This is a genomic window from Enteractinococcus helveticum (assembly GCF_020742345.1).
In the GTDB taxonomy this organism is placed as follows: domain Bacteria; phylum Actinomycetota; class Actinomycetes; order Actinomycetales; family Micrococcaceae; genus Yaniella; species Yaniella helvetica_A.
Window position 1 is genome coordinate 1 of the sequence record NZ_DYXC01000063.1, and the last position, 17,674, is coordinate 17,674.

16 protein-coding genes and 1 riboswitch are annotated in these 17,674 nt (G+C 55.8%); of the genes, 9 read left to right on the top strand and 7 right to left on the bottom strand.

The annotated features are described in order from the left end of the window. Positions 1-75: 75 nt before the first annotated feature. Positions 76-333, bottom strand: a complete 258-nt coding sequence (gene relB / locus K8V32_RS05015; RefSeq protein WP_303903823.1) for a type II toxin-antitoxin system RelB family anti-toxin — start codon at positions 331-333, stop codon at positions 76-78. 17 nt (positions 334-350) lie between these two features. On the opposite strand from relB, the gene K8V32_RS05020 reads away from it, so the two are divergent. The 7 genes from K8V32_RS05020 (at position 351) to K8V32_RS05045 (ending at position 6,616) form a co-directional block, all read left to right on the top strand. Continuing rightward, on the top strand, positions 351-914 hold the full coding sequence (locus tag K8V32_RS05020; RefSeq protein ID WP_303903826.1) for a DUF6434 domain-containing protein: 564 nt from the start codon (positions 351-353) through the stop codon (positions 912-914). Between the two features lie 151 nt (positions 915-1,065). After that, positions 1,066-1,590: a DedA family protein gene (locus tag K8V32_RS05025; protein WP_303903828.1), complete on the top strand. Its 525-nt coding sequence runs from the start codon at positions 1,066-1,068 to the stop codon at positions 1,588-1,590. A gap of 39 nt (positions 1,591-1,629) precedes the next feature. After that, the gene (locus K8V32_RS05030; RefSeq protein ID WP_303903831.1) at positions 1,630-3,318 is read left to right on the top strand and encodes a formate--tetrahydrofolate ligase; all 1,689 of its coding nucleotides are present in this window, start codon (positions 1,630-1,632) and stop codon (positions 3,316-3,318) included. Between the two features lie 226 nt (positions 3,319-3,544). Then, the gene (locus K8V32_RS05035; protein WP_303903864.1) at positions 3,545-4,702 is read left to right on the top strand and encodes an alpha/beta hydrolase; all 1,158 of its coding nucleotides are present in this window, start codon (positions 3,545-3,547) and stop codon (positions 4,700-4,702) included. Between the two features lie 196 nt (positions 4,703-4,898). Beyond that, positions 4,899-5,090 carry a BrnT family toxin gene (locus K8V32_RS14620; protein WP_369681043.1) on the top strand — a complete coding sequence of 64 codons (192 nt, stop codon included), beginning with the start codon at positions 4,899-4,901 and terminating at the stop codon, positions 5,088-5,090. Continuing rightward, positions 5,071-5,307 (top strand): type II toxin-antitoxin system BrnA family antitoxin, encoded by a 237-nt coding sequence (gene brnA, locus K8V32_RS05040; RefSeq protein ID WP_303903833.1) that lies wholly within the window; start codon positions 5,071-5,073, stop codon positions 5,305-5,307. The genes K8V32_RS14620 and brnA overlap by 20 nt, the downstream gene beginning before the upstream one ends. A 226-nt stretch (positions 5,308-5,533) precedes the next feature. Next, on the top strand, positions 5,534-6,616 hold the full coding sequence (locus K8V32_RS05045; protein ID WP_303903867.1) for an ATP-binding protein: 1,083 nt from the start codon (positions 5,534-5,536) through the stop codon (positions 6,614-6,616). A 325-nt stretch (positions 6,617-6,941) separates the two neighbouring features. Here K8V32_RS05045 and K8V32_RS05050 read toward each other — a convergent pair whose 3' ends face one another. Continuing rightward, on the bottom strand, positions 6,942-8,270 hold the full coding sequence (locus tag K8V32_RS05050; RefSeq protein ID WP_303903836.1) for an acyl-CoA dehydrogenase family protein: 1,329 nt from the start codon (positions 8,268-8,270) through the stop codon (positions 6,942-6,944). Positions 8,271-8,349: 79 nt separating this feature from the next. Next, positions 8,350-8,461, bottom strand: a riboswitch (SAM riboswitch). Between the two features lie 645 nt (positions 8,462-9,106). Between K8V32_RS05050 and K8V32_RS05055 the strand changes: the two genes are divergently transcribed. Then, positions 9,107-9,538: a helix-turn-helix domain-containing protein gene (locus tag K8V32_RS05055; protein ID WP_303903839.1), complete on the top strand. Its 432-nt coding sequence runs from the start codon at positions 9,107-9,109 to the stop codon at positions 9,536-9,538. A 9-nt stretch (positions 9,539-9,547) separates the two neighbouring features. Here K8V32_RS05055 and K8V32_RS05060 read toward each other — a convergent pair whose 3' ends face one another. From K8V32_RS05060 to K8V32_RS05075, 4 genes are all read right to left on the bottom strand, one after another. Beyond that, complete coding sequence (locus tag K8V32_RS05060; protein ID WP_303903842.1) at positions 9,548-10,231, bottom strand: DUF3039 domain-containing protein; 684 nt, start codon at positions 10,229-10,231, stop codon at positions 9,548-9,550. Positions 10,232-10,690: 459 nt separating this feature from the next. Continuing rightward, a complete protein-coding gene (locus tag K8V32_RS05065; RefSeq protein ID WP_303903846.1) occupies positions 10,691-11,842 on the bottom strand; it encodes a hypothetical protein in 1,152 nt (383 codons plus the stop codon). A gap of 22 nt (positions 11,843-11,864) precedes the next feature. Continuing rightward, positions 11,865-14,498: a multicopper oxidase domain-containing protein gene (locus K8V32_RS05070; RefSeq protein ID WP_303903849.1), complete on the bottom strand. Its 2,634-nt coding sequence runs from the start codon at positions 14,496-14,498 to the stop codon at positions 11,865-11,867. Continuing rightward, the gene (locus K8V32_RS05075; protein ID WP_303903852.1) at positions 14,495-15,637 is read right to left on the bottom strand and encodes a DUF8744 domain-containing protein; all 1,143 of its coding nucleotides are present in this window, start codon (positions 15,635-15,637) and stop codon (positions 14,495-14,497) included. The genes K8V32_RS05070 and K8V32_RS05075 overlap by 4 nt, the downstream gene beginning before the upstream one ends. Before the next feature lie 88 nt (positions 15,638-15,725). Here K8V32_RS05075 and K8V32_RS05080 point away from each other — a divergent pair, with 88 nt between their 5' ends. Next, entirely contained in the window at positions 15,726-16,157 is a 432-nt protein-coding gene (locus tag K8V32_RS05080; RefSeq protein WP_303903855.1) for a DUF1801 domain-containing protein, read from the top strand. Positions 16,158-16,242: 85 nt separating this feature from the next. Here the strand turns inward: K8V32_RS05080 and K8V32_RS05085 are convergent, their stop codons facing one another. Beyond that, the gene (locus K8V32_RS05085) at positions 16,243-17,604 is read right to left on the bottom strand and encodes an MFS transporter (RefSeq protein ID WP_303903859.1); all 1,362 of its coding nucleotides are present in this window, start codon (positions 17,602-17,604) and stop codon (positions 16,243-16,245) included. Between the last annotated feature and the right edge of the window lie 70 nt (positions 17,605-17,674).

Here is a 17,674-nt window from a genome sequence, read left to right on the forward strand (position 1 = left end):
GTTTGACCAGACACCCACGGATGAGAAATTCTGGTTGATTTTTCTCATTCGTGGACGTGCGTCTGAGTATGGTTGTCAGATCTGGACCTTTGTCTCTCCTTCTTTAGGCCGCAGGACGATTTCCATGCCCAGAGCATCTGCTAGCTTGTCCAAGGTATCCCGTGTGGGGTTGCCTAAGCCATGTTCGATACGACTGATGTCTGCTTGCTGGAGTGCTGTTTGCTGGGCCAGCTGTGGCTGTGTGAGGTGAGCTAATGTTCGGGCCTCGGCAAGCTGACGACCGAGTGCTTCTTGAGCGGTGGTCTCTGCTGAGTGCTGGTCAAGGTGCAGCATGTTGATACTGTAAACGCATGACCTCTTCATCTTCAGAGCGTCCACCATTAACACCGGAACTTCCTGGACCAGAGCTACTGCGGTGGTACTGGCTCAAAGAAGAGCTGACGCAATTTGCGCGAACTCTCGGAATTCGAACCACCGGCAGCAAGCAGATACTGACTCAGCGGATCGCAGCATATTTGGATGGCCGCATATTTACTGAACCAACGGTGGCTAGGCCCGCACCTTCAACGCAATTATCTGGCACGTTGACAGGCGACATGATGATTCCCGTAGGGCAGCGATGTAGCCAAGTCGTGCGCGGCTGGTTTCTTGAGCAACTGGGGCCTTCGTTTCGCTTTGATAAAGCAATGCGCGGTTTTTTCGCCCGGACGGACGGCACGCAAACACTTGCAGACGCGCTGGACCATTGGTATGCGACTCGTAACATGCAACAGCAGGAGCCAGCTGCGCAGTTCGAATACAACAGGTTCGCACAATCCTGGTACAAGCTGCACCCCAATGGCTCCAGACAGGAGCTACTAGCTGCCTGGCGAGCATATCGAAACCAGCCAATTGATAAACGGGGTAGAGCCTAGCCTGTCATATCCCCATGTGGTCTCGGCAACGATCATCGCATGAGCGCCTGGAGATGCTCAGCTGCAAGCCCAAGATCTGACATCAGATGAGAAATTCCCGCATACTAGAATTCGAAAAGGAACTTGCACCTAATCTGTTAAGGGAGAGCTCATGGGCAATGGCGTCTGGTACAACCCTATGTCCTGGGATGGTCCCTGGATTTGGGTGTGGTTCGGGCTGTACTTTATTATCTTTTGTCGCGCCGGCGGGACCTACCTGATTGGTCGAGCCGTGCGCAGCGGCGTCAACAGAATTGGTGCGATTCAGAAGGTGATGGCCTCAAGCGCGTATCAGCGGGCCGAAGCGGCCATTGACCGGTGGGGTCCGCCCGCCGTTGCCGTGTCTTTTCTCACGATTGGATTCCAGACGGCGATCAACCTGGCTGCCGGTGCCATACGCATGCGCTGGTACCGATATTTGCCGGCACTGCTGATCGGTGGGGCGCTGTGGGCGACGATTTATACGACGATCGGTTCAGTGTCATACAAGGCGATCGCGGCGGCTTATGAGAGCTGGCCGATTGCCACAATCAGCGTTACCGTGGTACTGGCGTTGGCGCTGATCGGGTGGATTATATGGCGTCTGACTGCCGTGCAGGTGAACGCTGAGGAAAAAATTGACTCGACACGCGGCTGAATCTTCCGTAACCGGTGTGATGTAGCTAACGTTGCGGTTATGAATGATGCTGAAATATCACTTGCCGCTGAGCTCAAGCCCATTGCTGACATTGCAGCGACCGTCAATATCTCTGAGGACGCGCTGATCCCCTACGGTCACTACATGGCCAAAGTTGACACTCAGAAGATTCAACGTTCCGGAAAGCGCGGAAAACTCATTTTGGTGACCGGGACCTCCCCCACGCCTGCCGGGGAGGGAAAGTCCACGGTTTCGGTGGGGCTTTCGGATGCTTTGAATCTGGTGGGTTCCAAGACGATGGTGGCGTTGCGCGAGCCATCGCTGGGTCCGGTGTTTGGTATGAAAGGTGGGGCCACCGGTGGCGGCTACGCCCAAGTGGTGCCCATGGAAAACATTAACCTGCACTTCACCGGTGACTTCCATGCCATTACTTCGGCACACAATCTGTTGTGCAACCTGGTGGATAACCACATCAATCACGGTAACGAACTGGGTATTGATCCACGCACCGTGCGTATCAAGCGCGTGCTGGACATGAATGACCGCAACTTGCGCAACGTCGTCATTGGTTTAGGGGGTCGTGCTTCGGGTAGTCCACGTGAAGATGGCTTTGAAATTACTGTGGCGTCAGAAACGATGGCCGTGTTCTGCTTGGCGCGCGATCTTGATGATCTCAAGGAGCGCTTATCGCGCATTATTGTGGCCGAGACCTATGACGGCCAACCCGTTACGGCTGCACAGCTTGGGCCGAATGGTGCTCAGGGTGGCATGGCAATTTTGCTGCGCGATGCGATGCGGCCAAACCTGGTCCAATCCATTGGCGGAACCCCGGCGTTGATTCACGGTGGCCCATTTGCCAATATCGCCCACGGTGCCAATTCCGTGATTGCGACCAATACCGCCCTGGAGCTGGCTGACACCGTGGTGACTGAAGCCGGATTCGGTGCGGATCTGGGGGGCGAAAAATTCGTGAACATCACCGGACCTGCCGGTGGTTTTGCTGCTGCCGCCGTAACCGTGGTCTCCACGGTGCGGTCGTTGAAATACAACGGTGGCCTCTCTGTGGCTGAGGTCAACAAGCCGGGCGATGAGCGCCCCGGGCATATTGAAGCCATGGAGAAGGGTTCTGCAAATCTGGCCCGCCACCTGCACAACGTGAAATCCTGGGGCGCGCCCGTGGTGGTGGCCATTAACCAATTCCCACAGGATACCGAAGAAGAGCTCCAGTGGATCAAGGACTTCTGCGCCAAACACGACGTGCATGCTGAAGTCGTGAGCGTGTGGGCCAATGGTGGCCAGGGTGCCAAAGCCCTGGCGGAACACCTGGTCGAGGTACTCAACGACTCCCACGACACCGTCCAGCCAATGTTCACCCCGGAGACCGGCATTCGCGAACGCATTGACCACATCGTCAAACATGTTTACGGTGGCGACGGCGTGGATTTCTCAGCGACTGCCGAACGCCAGTTGCAGCAACTGGAGGAGGCCGGCGAGGACAAGGTCCCCGTGTGTATGGCCAAAACTCAGTATTCATTTAGTGATGACCCTAAGGCCCTGGGCGCACCGGGTGACTTCCGGGTCACCGTGCGTGAACTCAACGTCCGCGCCGGTGCTGGCTTCGTGGTGGCCCTGACCGGTGCCATGATGACCATGCCCGGCCTGCCAGCCGATCCAGCCTCCGACAACATGGACGTTGATGAACACGGCAACATCGTGGGCCTGTTCTAACCACATCGCATAACGCACAAGGTGGGTGTCGACCGCATGGTCGATGCCCACCTGGCATACCGGGGTGCTGACGACGTCATGCAACGGCAGCTAGTCTGGTGTGATCGACGAGTTCTAGAAATCGTGAGTAGGCGATAGCTGCGTGCCCAATACGTCATTACCCCACCCCTGCCCACGTGCTGCACGCCCTGGGCTGTCGAATGGTTCTCAGCGGTGCCACACCGTGATGTTTCGGTATTTCGATCCCGTTGCGGATAAGGTGCACCTGTCGATGAACCGAGTTACCGATAAGGACAACACCGCCAAAGGGTGGATGACAAGAGCTGATGACACCGGTTGGTGGGAGGTTGCGCTGAAGCTGGACACGCGGCTGCGCGCCTCCTATGGGTTTGTCTCACTTGCCGCTGATGAGGAACTCCCGGTAGGGCCACCACCTGAAACCGGTTTTGTCACCACGTTAGATCCAGCCAGTCCACACCCGCCGCTTCGTTCAGATGGGCGCGGTGGTGGGCTGAGTGTTTACGTGGGTCCGGACGCTCCCCCTCAACCATTCTGGTCACAGTCAATAACTGCTGGCCAAGGGGCGGTGACATCCTTCCACCGAGCGCTTGATGATAGCCCCCATGAGGCATCACGGGAGGCAGTGTCCCGCCCTCGTCCCGTGTACGCGTATACTCCGCCTGGATACCACAACACTCCCCTGCCACTGGCCGTTGTTTTCGATGGCGACGACTGGTTCGGAGATCTGAAAATTTACCAGGCGATCGACGCTGCCATTGAGGCCCAAGTGCTGCCACCGATGGTGGTGTTGGGTATCGGCAATATTGACCGGGCTGATCGACGACAAACCTTGGGTGTCAGACCGGAAATTTTCGATGCGCTTGTACACCACACACTGCCTTGGTTCATCCGCTGGCTGGGCGAACGGGATATTATTGTGGCGCCCCGGGGAGAGTGGATCATTCTTGGGCAAAGTCTCGGGGGCGTAGCCGCTATGGCTCTTGGTTGCGCCTACCCTGATGTGTTCGGCTATGCATCGGTCTGTTCTCCGTCGGTCTGGTGGAATCCCTCGCCGAATGCAAGCCCGCGAACGCTGACGCAACACGACTCAGCAGGCACTGCTACCCAATGGGTTCGTCAATATCTGCAACAGCAGCCGGCCTCTCATGTCAGAATTGCCATTTCAGTGGGCAGTGCTGAGGGCCTGTTGCTTGAGCACACGCAGGACGTCGTGGCAGAACTCGTCAGACTCGATACCGGGGTAACACTTCAGACCTATATTGGTGGACACGACATCGCCTGCTGGCGCGAACAACTCTTGAGTGATCTTGCTGAATTTACGGCAAATGATCACCTAGTCGAAACATCACACGAAACGTCCTAGCCTCGAGACTCTTTGACGCGCATGCTGTCCTCGGATCGTGGCCGTCCGGTGTGTTGAGACGGAACATTCCAGCCCGTCATGGTGGATATCCACATTCTGCTCGCCCGACGTATCGGTGAGCTTCTCGCACGAGTACATTCAGAAGAGACGCAAATATGTACCAAAGGGATAGTTTCTATACTGAAATAGGTATATTATGGAGTTCGAATTTAATCCTCTCAAGAGTAATACGAACAAGCTGAAACACGGTATCGAATTTTTCGACGCGCAAATGCTTTGGGAGGATGTGAACCATGTTGAGATACCAGCGCGCACGGAAGGTGAACCTCGATGGTTGGTCATTGGGCAGATAGCAGAGACGCAGATTTATGAAGACTCAAGATTTTGATGACGCGTTCGACGACGGGCAGGACGTCGGCGAACACTTAGACCTTGAAAGCACGAGGCGGCCAGCGCGCGAAACCCGACGCGTGAATGTCGACTTTCCTGGATGGATGGTTGAGGCACTCGATGATGAAGCTCAACGACTGGGCATCACACGCCAATCACTGATTAAAGTCTGGATTGCCGATCGGCTGGAGCAGCGCAAAGGTTCCGCTGCTTAGAGCTTTCACATTTGTTCAGCCTCGCTGAATGAGGCGATGGTTAACCTCTATCGCAGAACTTTCTAAGAGATATAAAAACTTCTAAAAGAAATAAAAAGTGCGACTGAATTAAAACCTTATGCAGGGCGACTTCTAAAAGATATAAAACTTCTAAAAGAATAAAAAGTTTGGAGACCGAGTGAAGAATCCGTTCAAACCCACTGCCGGCGCAACTCCTCCCCTATTGGTGGGCCGGCAGCCTATTTTGGAGGATTTTCAGGAATCTTTAGATGATGGACCTGGAGCACCGAATCTACTCCAATTAATAACTGGTGCTCGAGGTGTCGGCAAAACAGTGATGCTGAACGAACTCGGGTTGGTGGCTCAGGCCAATGGCTGGGTAGTTATCCATGTGACGGCGGGCGCAGGAATGCTGGACAGGATTGCATATAAAGCCCGCCTGGCAAAGTCAAATCTAGGTTCCCCGGCTGCTGGTAAAACTACAACTATATTGAATCTTACAACCCCTCTCGGCGGTGTGTCTCGAGAGTTTGTTCGGGGTGAAGAGTCGTCGTTCTCCTGGGCTGAAGACGTCTCTGAATTACTGGATATTCTTGTCCCGCGTGAGACGGGAGTGTGTATCACGGTCGATGAGATTCACAGTTTGGATGATGAGCAAATGCACGCCCTGGCTGGTGAATCCCAGATGCTTATTCGTCAAGGGTATCCGATCGCAATGATCATGGCTGGCTTGCCCAAGGCTGTGGAAGATCTACTGGCGGGGGACCGGAGTCCTACGACATTTCTTCGCCGTGCAGAGCGACAAGTATTAAAAGATGTACCAGTGAGTGATGTGGCAGAATCCTTCGAAGAAATTATCTCGAACGGCGGGAGATCAATCACAGAAGAACTTGCCTACGAATGCGCTCGCGCCACAAATGGGTATCCATTCATGATTCAACTTGTTGGTTATCACACGTGGCGTCAGGGCAGATCTGGGCCAGTTACTAGGCAGCACGTTGGGGATGGCATTTTGGCAGCGCAGGCACGTCTCGGAGCGCTCGTCCATGAACCAGCCCTGGTCGACTTGTCAGAAGTCGATCGGACATTCTTGGTCAAGATGGCCGAGGACGAAGGATCTTCTCGACTATCTGACATCGCAAAACGACTAGGAAAGACTAGTCAGTACGCAAGCGTTTATCGTGACAGGTTATTAAAGGCTGGAATGATTCGAAGCGCTGGTTTCGGCAAGATGAGTTTTGCAACACCATACCTTCGAGAATACCTGCGTGACCATGCGGCGCATCTTATGGCACAAGAAGAAGATTAGTCCGATTCATAAGACTCATAGAAACTATTAGACAGATTGGGGCAGGGGCCACAGTGTCAAGCACTGGAAACCATCCGGGCTGGCTTTCAAGACTTTTGAAGGGACAGTGAGCCGGCTGGAGCAGCGGAAAGGTTCGGCTGCTTAGAGCTTTCACAGGTGTTCGGTCTCGCTGAAGAACGCATCGAACTGATAGTCCAGCAGTAACAGTGTCAGGATTTCCGCCGTTTGCAGGTCTGCAACCCAGTTGAAGATCACCTAGGCGGCATTGGCCACAGAGTGGAGCGTCCTGTCGCAGCGATAGAACGCCCCACAGTGCGAGTTGGGCCTACCCGTTGGATTTGGCAACTTCCGAATCATTGGACTGAGCCTGCGAGTTGCGTGCGCCGGAGTGATGCGGTGGGATTGCACCGTTGATGCGATAATTTCCAACCGCCTGTGTGCGATAAATCAGCGGCGTATGGCTTGCGATCGTGCGTGCATTAAGCCAGTGCTGGTGCAGCTGTTTGGACGCGATCGTTGCGGAGGCGCCACCGGCTTCAAAAATCTGATTCGTTGCGTTCAGAATGAGATCGGAGACGACGACGCTGGCTTCAGACAACGCAATATTTGCTTTCGTATGCGCATCCAAAAAGACAGGGTCTTCGAGATCGGTGTGCCCTTGGACCTGAATATAGGACTGTTCTGCCACCGCTGCTGCCCCGCGAACAATATGACGGGCAGCAGATACATTTGCTGAGACTTTGCCGATGACTTCGTGAACCAAGGGATCTTCTGCAGGTGTCTCTGCTGTTGCGTGCTTATAGGTGCGACGTCGTACTGCAACATATTCGGTGATATCTTTGAGCGCTGCCTGACCAATGCCAGTCTGAGTGGCAATTAGGGTGAGCCACAAGATCGTATAGGCAAGCACTCCGGTAGGAACATCGAATTCTTGCACCCGGTTTTCAAGCACCGGGACCTCATCGAAGGTTGTTGTGCCCGAAGCAGTCAGCCTTTGACCAAAGCCATTCCAATCATCAATTCGGTTAACACCTGGATGTTGCGCGTCGACGATTGCAAAGACTGGTCCTTCGTCTTCACGACCTTCGCGCGAAGCCGAGACGAGTAGGTAGTCAGCAAAAATTGCACCGGTCGAATAAAATTTGTCACCGGTCAGATGAGCAATGACCGCATCAGACGATGAATCGGCATCAGTCCAATATACGGGACGCTTACCGGTCGAGGGCGGCAGCTCGACGAGTGCATTTCCAAAGATCTTGCCATTGGCGACTTCAGAGAGCCACCATGAGGAAACGGTGCCCTGAGATTCATTTTGATGTAGCTCAGTGTACATAAAGTGCCCATGCAGCGCCTGGGGCAGATTTGAATCCGCTTGCCCAAGGTCGACCAAAAGCTCCGCCAATTGCGGCAAGGATGCACCAATTCCGCCGTGCTCCCGTGCCAGTCGTACTCGCGTGAAGCCGGAAGCACGTAGTTTTTCGAATGCGTCAAACGCCAATTCGTGGTCTTCTTCTCGCTGCTTGGCCCCAGCAGCGATGGCTTCGAAAACCGGGGCGAAATGCTCAAAGAGCTGTTGATCAGTCGGAGAGGTCTTTTCGGTGGCTTCGAGGAGCTGCTGGAACGTAGGTAGCTCAGTGATGGAAGAGATCGTCAAAATTTCTCACTCATTTCATAAGGGCTCGCGGCACTTCCGCATCCGATAACTCACCCGTGACGGGGAGCTTCAGTGAGAGGCACCGTACTTGCCCACGATTTTCGTCGGGCCGAATCATCACCTAGAGCACCCCACTACGGTGAGAGGGTTGCTGTCCGGGTAGCTAGGGCTGCAAACCGGATCTCAAGATTCTGTACAGCACTATAGCTTTAGCGGTGACGCCGTAGCAAATGTGAGCTGGTAAATGAGCGTCTTCGTCGTCATGAATGTTCATCAGCTCCGGTGGAGTCGCTACGACGATGCCACACGCTTGACGTCGTCATCCGCCGTAGGACGAGAATACGAATGTAATACTTAGCGTTGGTCTGCAATGAGCTCATTGTCGGCAGTACCTACATACGACGAAGGAAGAGGTATCAACGACGACTCGTGACATTGTAAAACTTGTTGCAGGCGGCTAAATCTCTAAATGAGAATATCCTCGAGCTTTTCTTAGAGGACACATCTCCTGTAAGGCCTACAGTACGGTGAGCGGTGCGTATGGTTTCGTCAGTTAGGTCAGCTCACCGATGGTCGTGCAGTTAGTTGAGCAAACAGAAGCGTTGAAAACACGCCAGGAAGCCATGTACTTACACTCTAATAAATTCATATTGTTGGACGAATTGGATAGGAACTTTATGTGATCTTTGGGCCTTCATTATTGGCGAGTTCGTGGTGAATTGCCTAGCAGTGTGAAACGGAATTCCAATGGATGCATTCGACAGATAGGCAACAGATTCTCTTGCTGTCGTCGCTAGGTGTTACAGTTACTACAGATAACTTGGAAGGATACCAAAATGGCTGACGCTGTAATCGCACACCTTAGCGCAAATGAGGTATCAAAAGAGGAAGTCCTTCGTGTAAAAGCTTTCCTCGAAGCTAATAAAGATACTGCCTTTTCAGTATTCCTACACCGCATCCTTATGGCGCAGGCTGAGGGTATTGATGTAGATGTTTTAGCGGATGATGTAGAACTTACTCCGAATCAAGCAGCTAAGATTTTAAAAATGAGCCGCCCACACTTGTTGTCCTTTATGGACCGTGGAGACTTGCCTTCTCACCGCGTTGGCACTCATCGTAGGATTAAAATGAGCGACTTAAAAGAATTTATGGATGCTCGAGATGCCGGCGCTGAGCTGCTAGCAAACGCTCTTCATGCTTCCCATCAGCAAGTGAACGCACCGATCGAATTAAGCGAAGAAGAACTGGACGAGCTGAACGATCTCTAATACTGCAATCTATCTAAGAATACTGCGAACGAATTGAGTGAATGGTACTTCTTCGTCGCATTCAGGGCAAATTGGAAGTCCTTTATGCGTGTTTTCGTCTCCGATAGGCACCCACCATTGTCCGCATATTGCCTGAACGGCGATCCCACGAACATATGCTTCAGTCAGACTGACTTTGGCGGTGTAGTGGAGAACGCTGGGTTGCGGCGGGTTGAAGTATTTGACCGGATGTTCATGACTAGAAGATCCCAGAACGTGAACTAGGCGCGCCCTGGTCATAAGGATCTGTACAATCACGTCTTTACGTTGTACAGCTTCGATCATCGAGCTATCCGGCTGCAGAAATGGGATGCAAGTTTGTAGTAGTAATTCAGACATGGCTGCTGAATAAGTCTGCATGGTGAGACGGATTCGAACCATGTCGAGCTCTTCGTGAGCGGTCTGAGGGTTCCACTCAAACTCATCAGCGGAATCAATGTCGATTACCAAGTCCGCGCCGCGGAAATCTTCGTTTTTGGGCAGAGCAACAGGAGAGGCTTTCGTGGTTTTTAGAGCTTGTTCAAGGGCCCGTTGTAGATTCAGTAATAATTCCGCTTGAGTGCACTTTACGTTGTGTTCATACTGCGAGAGTTCATACAGTGTGAGGTCGAGTTTTGAAGGTCCTAAACTATTCGCTTTGCTTAGCCGTTCCACAACAGCGACGCCAGAGTGGTGAAACTCATCGTGGCGATCTACGTGTATGACTCAGGCAGTATTTTTAGAGGTACGGACTACAGCTCCACGCCATGCGGGGCTCACCCTGTCTCTTACTTCGTATATAGGAGCTTTAGCCTTCGCAGTCATTTCCTTGTGAGTATCCGGGAGACCGTTTGAGAAGCGTTTGACTGCGTCTGGCCACAATTGCCGACTGATTGCATGCGAGCTCAGTCGCTTGCATCAGCAGTTGTAACCGAGTTTGCTCTTCACCTGAGGTACGTGCAGCCTCGTACAACTTGGCAGCTTCAGCGGGGAGTTTTTTGCCTTTGTAAAGTTCTTTCAATACGCGAAGCGTGGGTCGTACAGTCACCATGTAACAAGAGTACACAGTTATTACGTATGCCCCGAGGCAACACTGCAAGTCTCTGGATTCCGGTCATCGCTCATCGAGTTGAATCACATTTGTTCGGTCTCACTGAAGAACGTATCGAATTGGTAATCCAGCAACAGTTGGGCCAAGAAACCACCCGTTTGCAGGTCTGGAACCCAGTTGAAGATCACCCAGGCCGCATTATCTACGGATTGGCGCATCGCTCGTTCATACAGCATGACGGTTGCAGGATCTTCATTTGCAGCCTCTTCGACGATCTGCCGGGTCTGGAAAATCTCGGCGGAAATCGTAGCAATAATGCCGCGTTCTTGAATCTTTTCAACCCGGCCGACCAAATCCTCGATGTACATCTGGCGGTGTTCTTCTGAATCCACTTCGGGGTGGGGATCCAGGCACTGCGACGCCCAAGCTACGCCCATCGTTGCTTCGAGTCGTGCCCGAACCAGAGCAGGATCATTCCACGGGGCCGGGGCGGCATCTTCTTGCAGTGCGCGCGTGATCATCGTCAGTTCGTAGAGCATCTGTTGGGCAGCACCCTCAAGCGTCGAGACGTCGTACTGCACCAATTCATCGGGATGGTAGGTAAAACCGTCGTCGGCAACCGGTTCGTGAGCATCCATGGGGCGCATATCCAGTTCGTGGACGACAGCCATCTGCAAGAACTGTTGGGGCAACCGAAAGATCGGGTTGGCGCCTTCATCTAGCGCTTCGGGTCGCACTTCTTGACCTAGCGCGGCTCCCACCGCCGGTAGGATGCGTTCCACAAGTCGTGCATAGTTTCCGCTCATAAAATGTGCCAGCAGCTTGCGGTTTACCACCGTTGGGGCACCATAATTCAACACGATGTGCGTGCCCAGCCGGCAGACGTCGTCGACGTGCTGGCGCGACAGATAGGTCGTGTCAGCGGTGCGTCCACCCATGTTGTAATCGCGCTGGTATTGATACACGGCCCCTGTCAACAGAACTTGTAACCAACCGTAGACGCCGTGGGTGGTAATCAGTTGCTGGTGGGCCTGGACGAGCTGACCGAACTGCGGCTTTGCGGTGAGATTGCCCGACCGGCCCAGCCATTTGGCGAAGTCAGCAGTATTGGTTGGACCGTAGAGTTCAAAACTGCGGTCTGTCATCTTTTGTGCCGACGACGCAAGCGATTTGAGCCCAGAAAGTTGTCGGTGGCGCGCCAGGATGTTGTCGGTGTCAATCTGATATTCGGTCACGGCGCCATCGTACAACAGGCAGCTAGTCGGTCACTTCAACAATGCCTTTGGCGCCGTGCTCGGCGTCGGCCATAATGTGGTTGACCATCGTGTAGTGCCCGGCTTCAGGGAAATCGAGCTCAATGAACCCGCCCTGAGCTGGCATCAGGTCGAGGGCTTGTGCGCCGCCGTCGTCATAGTCTGCTGGATCAAGTGGTCCGCGACCGTTGCGCAGCTGGTAGGTGCCTTCCTTATACACCGTGTCGAATTGACCGCCGATAATGTGGAAGCTTAGCGGTTTATTGGGGCCATTGTTGAGCACCCAGAATCGGACGCGATCGCCTGTGGTGACTTGCAGGGGGTTGTCGATGTACTGGTTGACATAGCCGTTGAACATTACGGCATCTGCTTGCGCGGCCAGGGCTTTGTCGACGTCGATGGCCTCACCGTTGCCGCCGAGATAGAGCTCGGATTGGGTGATGATGTACTCGTGATCCACCGGGTCGAGGTCGGGCGGGTCGATGATGATGGCACCGGCCATACCCGCGCCGATGTGGGCGGTCATGGGTGCTGTGCCGCAGTGATACATCCACACGCCCGCGCGGTCGGCGGTGAACTCATAGACCAATGACTTCCCGGGTGCAATGGTGCGCATTGGCTCATCGGGTGCTAGGTGTGAGGCGTGGAAGTCGATGGAATGTCCCATGGTCCCGTTGTTGACCAGGGTGATGCGGAAGGTATCACCAATGTTGCCGCGGAGGGTTGGTCCGGTGGAGTCACCGTTGAAAGTCCAGCGGATTTGCTCGACCCCAGGTGAAACTTCGATTGTTTCCTCGATAACTTCGAATGTGTACTCATGTATTGTTGTTTCCGGCGCTGGTTCAAGTTTGGGGTCATAGCCTTCAAAGTCTTCGGGCCAGGAGGCCATGAAATCCAGTTCGGCGGCAGCGCCAGTGCCAGGGGTGACGACGCCGGAGTGATCATGCTCGTTGCCGTCGGCTGAGGTGGCGCCGATCGCGTTGACATCAAAGACCATGCCCATTTGCCGGTGTCCGACGATCGAGCACCAGCCCTCGAGGTCCTCGGTAATGACCCCGACCTCAATGGTGGTGGACTCCCCCGGTGCCAGGCGGCCCGAGTCGACGCCGTTGTCCAGCACGAGGTCATGGACTTCGGATGCATCGGTATTGGTGAGATGGATAACCAGTTCATTGCCGACCGGCACGTCGACGGAGGCCGGTGAGAATCGCATATCGGCTGCGGTCACTTCGATTTCGGTGACTTCACCGGTGGGCTCAACCTGCTCCTGGGCAACCGGGCTCTGCGGGGTTGAACCCAGACCTGCGGCGGTGGGATCCAGGCCCACGCCGAGTGAGGCACCCAGCGCGATGACAGCCACTGAGGCGATGACCTGGGGTGCAGAAACCTTTGGGGTGGCCATGGGCTCGGGCTTGGGTAGTTCGCCGTCGTCAGCATGGTCCATGGCACGTTTGGTACGGATCATGACAATAATCGCGCGCAGAATGAACACCAGGGCCAGCGCCAGAGCGACCAGGGCAATGGCAGACAGGATGACGCGCACGATTGATGGGACGGGGAGCAGGCACAGGGCGATGGCGAGGTTGGCGGTGACCACCCGCCAGGTGCCCAGGCGATTGATTTCCGCGATGCCGGCTTTCAACGGGCGCGGACCGCCACCGATGACGACGGGCACCAGGTGGCTCAGGGCACCGAAAAGCATTTGCAGGGCGAAGCCGACCAGGAACATGACGGTGACTACGCCGTAGCTTTGGGCCAGCGTGGCCCAACCGTCGGTGAGGATTTTGACGGCGAGTGTGACCAGGGCGATCGGCAGCCAGAGCAGTGCGGCCGAGGCCGACAGGGTGGGGAAGGAATGCGGGGCTTTCCTGCGGGCGGCCTGGATGATGGGCACATAGACGACGCCGGTGCCGACCAGATAGAGTCCGACGCCCATGACGCCCAGCCAGGTGAGATCCACCAGTGGGCTGGCCACGACGAGGCTCAGGCCGATGGCCAGGATGGGCAGGGCGCGGACGGAGGCGCGTTCGGCGCCGTCAGCCATTTTGGTGCGCAACATGGTGGGCCACAGGGTGACCAGGGTGCCGAGGATGGCCAGGCCCACCCAGCCCAGGAGGTTGACCATGGTGTGGGCGACGAGCAGTTTGCCGTGCCAGTCGCCGGGCAGGCCGCGGGCCAGCAGGACACCCAGGGCCGCGCCCACGGGCAGGAAGGCTGCAGCGACGATGTAGTAGCGCACGCTGATGCGGAAGCGGCCGGGCAGGGCGATGCGCAGGCGGTAGGTGAGCATGGCGGCGTGCCAGAGGATGACCCCGGAGATCAAGGCGGCCCCCAGGATGGTCAGCCACCACAGGGTGGTGGGCACACCGATGAACACGGCCAGCATGCCGAGCTGTAGCAGGATCAGGCGGATGTTTTGGGTGCGGCGAGATTCGACGTCGGGGGTTTTGAGCAACGCGTTGGTAAAGTGCAGGCTCCAAACCATGATCGAGTGGGTGAACCCACCCAGCGCGACCAGGTGGACTAGCAGCCACCGTGAGGAGTCGAAGAATGGGTGAATTAGGGCGACGATGACCGCTGTGGTCAGCCAAATGACCACTGGGATGTCGCGCATAAACCACGCGCCGCGGGTAGTCATAATGTCCTTTCGGCAGGGTCGGGCGTATGAGTCAGCGAGGTTTGCGTTGCGGTGGTGGCAGGTTCGCCGAGCAGGGCTGAGGTGGCTGCGGTGGCCACGAAGACTAACAGGGCTGCCACGGTGATGACCCCACCGATTTGCCACAGCACGGTGAGTTGGAGCAGATCACCGGTGAGCACGCGCAGCATGAGCCCAATGTGGAGTAGTCCCAGTGGTATCCACAGGATGGGGCGGTACGGTAGCGGACGGCGCAGCACGGCCGGCAAGATAATGGGTGCGTGGGCCATGACCATGGACAGTGCAAAGCCCAGCATCACGGCGTGGACGATGGCATCGTAGGCAAAGCCAGAGGTTTGGTGGCCGTAGATCAACCAACACACCGCGGCAACAAGCAGCCAGCCGTAGCCGGCCAGCAGGGCGACCGACGAGTAGCGGCGCAGGCCGGAGCCGTGGATGCCAGCCCGGGCGACATCATGCTGTACAAGCCACAGCACCAAGACAGCCAGGAGGGTTCCGGTGAGGCGCACGGCAAGATCCGGCCAGAAGAAACCGGCGGTGAGGGTTACGGTCAGCGCCGTCGTGGCGGCCACCAGCACTAAGGTGCCGTGGGGCGGCATCTGGAACCGGGCCAGTTCAACGCGTTCTGCGCTGATGGTCAGCACCAGAAAACCAATAAACCAGGGCACCAGGACCCAGACCGGGGCAACTAGCCACGTAAGCGTGGCGATCAGCAGGTGGAGGCCGCCCAGCAAATGCACGAGCACGAGCACATCACGGGACCGGTGCCATAACACCAGGTACACAATGCATAACGCCAGTGCCCCTTCAATACACAACAGTTGGCCCAGCCTCGTCGGCAGCGGGGTTAATAGCACCAGCGCCCCGGCGCCCAGCAGTGCCGGGGCCACATAACCCAGCGGGTGTCGCAGCGCCACGGCGCGTTCCATAGCAATCAGGGTGCCTAAAAACCCGACTACCATCAGGATGCCGTGCAGATCAGCCCAAGCCACGACCGGTGCTGGCAGATTCAACAACAACAGTCCGCCGTTGAGGGCAGCCAACATTGCAAGCCCGGCGGGAAGCAAAAAGAACATTCGCCAGCGGGCCGGAGGGAGTCCCGTACTGGGCCGGCTTGCCACCTGTTGACCTCGAAATACTCACGACGACGCCGCGGTATGGTGCGGCTTTTGCTTTCTACTGTACTCCCACCCCGAGTAGCATGATCCCATGGCCAAATCCAGTAACGTTATGCAACCCACGGATGTTGATCCCTACGAATTTATTGCCCAGGTCGAGAACCCAACGCGACGGGCCGATGCCCAGCGCATGGTTGACATGATGCGGGAGGTGACCGGTGAAGAACCAGTCATGTGGGGGCCGAGCATCATCGGGTTTGGCACCTACCACTATGTGTATGCATCCGGGCGTGAGGGTGATGCTCCGGCCGCCGGGTTTAGCCCGCGCAAGGCCAACCTGGTGGTCTACCTGCTGAATCATTTCGCCGACCAGCACCCCGAGAAACTGGCTGAACTTGGGCCACATAAGACCAGCAAAGCGTGTCTCTATCTCACCAAGCTTGAGAACATCAATGAGGACATTCTGCGGTTTCTCATCAAGGATTCCTACGAGGGAATCAAAGCGCAGTACCCCGACACCTGACCGTGCGGGCATCACAACCACAGCAAAGACCGCCCATCGAGTTGATAGGCGGTCTTGAGAACCCGGAGTAACGAGCAGTCGCGCGTTAGTGTTCTTGGGTTTCTAGGTCGAAGTCCTTGGATTCACGGGTCAGCATGATGGCGCCACCAGAGACGACGGCCAAGCCAATCAGGTACATTATGACCGGGGTGACGGAGGTGCCACCGGTTGAGGCATAGAGCGAAGAAATGATGGCTGGGGTGAACCCTGCACCCAGCAGGGTCGCGAACTGGTATCCCATGGATGCGCCAGTGTAGCGGGCGCCGGTGCCAAATTGTTCGGAAATGAACGCGGCCAACGGCCCGAAGATGATCGCGTGCAGGGCCAGCGCGATGGTGAACGCAGCGAAAATGAGCCACCAGTTATTGGATTCCATCATCTTGAAGAATGCTGGCAGGTAGGCAACAAACATGATCAGGCCGGCCAGCATGACCGGGCGGCGTCCGAGGCGATCAGAGATGTGGGCGAAGAAGATCACGAAGAAGATCGAAATCACCGAGGCCAGTGCAAAGGCATACAGCACGGATGAACGCTCTGCACCGAATTCCGTTGCGTAACCGACTGAGAAGGTCGACAACAAAACCTGTAGCGCGAAGCCGGATGCCCCGGCGAGCATCGTCAAAATGAGGGCTCGTGGACGACGCAGGACCTCGATGATTGGCAGTTTCTTTTTCTGAGCGGTCTTGTTGTTCTTGTCCTTTTCCAAGGCAGCCAGGAAGATCGGCGATTCGGAGATGCGCGAGCGCACGATCATGCCGATGATCAGCAGCACAAACGACAACAGGAACGGGATGCGCCAGCCCCAGGTCATAAAGTCATCATGTGGCAGGACGGCGGCTGTCGTGCCCAGAATGAATGTTCCCAGCGCTGCACCGGTCGGGGCGCCGGCGTTGGTAAAGGATGCGGCGAATCCGCGGCGGCCCTTTTCTGAGTGTTCGAGTGCCATGAGGGCAGCACCGCCCCATTCACCGCCCACGGCGATCCCCTGGCACATGCGCAATGCAATCAATAGGATCGCGCCCCAGGACCCAATGGTTGCAGAACCGGGGACAAGTCCGATGAGTGTGGAGGCGATACCCATGATGAACATGGACAATACAAGCATCTTCTTGCGGCCCAGCTTGTCACCGAAGTGACCGAAGATTGCACCGCCCAGTGGCCGGGCAAGGTAACCGGCAGCAAAGGTTCCGTAGGACGCAATGGTGCCCGCCAACGGGTCGAGGTTTGCAAAGAAGACCGTTGGGAAGATCAGTGCCGACGCCGAGGCGTAAAGCAGGAAGTCATAGAACTCAATCGATGAGCCCAGATAGCTGGATAGGATCACCCGACGCGATTCTTTGCGCTTTTGTTCGGGGGTGAGTTGTGCAATCGCACCATCAGGTGCGGCACTTGTCGATGAGACGCTCATGACATTCTCCTCTGTGTGTTTTAGGTCACCCGCAATCCAACTAGAGATAGATGAATTTGTCAAACGTTGC

Excerpts from the sequence above, each read along its gene's own strand:
- K8V32_RS05035 (WP_303903864.1), top strand. The coding sequence starts at position 3,545 with ATGTTTCGGTATTTCGATCCCGTTGCGGATAAGGTGCACCTGTCGATG.
- K8V32_RS05025 (WP_303903828.1), top strand. The coding sequence starts at position 1,066 with ATGGGCAATGGCGTCTGGTACAACCCTATGTCCTGGGATGGTCCCTGG.
- K8V32_RS05055 (WP_303903839.1), top strand. The coding sequence starts at position 9,107 with ATGGCTGACGCTGTAATCGCACACCTTAGCGCAAATGAGGTATCAAAA.
- K8V32_RS05020 (WP_303903826.1), top strand. The coding sequence starts at position 351 with ATGACCTCTTCATCTTCAGAGCGTCCACCATTAACACCGGAACTTCCT.
- K8V32_RS05080 (WP_303903855.1), top strand. The coding sequence starts at position 15,726 with ATGGCCAAATCCAGTAACGTTATGCAACCCACGGATGTTGATCCCTAC.
- relB (WP_303903823.1), bottom strand. The coding sequence starts at position 333 with ATGCTGCACCTTGACCAGCACTCAGCAGAGACCACCGCTCAAGAAGCA.
- K8V32_RS05085 (WP_303903859.1), bottom strand. The coding sequence starts at position 17,604 with ATGAGCGTCTCATCGACAAGTGCCGCACCTGATGGTGCGATTGCACAA.
- K8V32_RS05030 (WP_303903831.1), top strand. The coding sequence starts at position 1,630 with ATGAATGATGCTGAAATATCACTTGCCGCTGAGCTCAAGCCCATTGCT.
- K8V32_RS14620 (WP_369681043.1), top strand. The coding sequence starts at position 4,899 with ATGGAGTTCGAATTTAATCCTCTCAAGAGTAATACGAACAAGCTGAAA.
- brnA (WP_303903833.1), top strand. The coding sequence starts at position 5,071 with ATGAAGACTCAAGATTTTGATGACGCGTTCGACGACGGGCAGGACGTC.
- K8V32_RS05070 (WP_303903849.1), bottom strand. The coding sequence starts at position 14,498 with ATGACTACCCGCGGCGCGTGGTTTATGCGCGACATCCCAGTGGTCATT.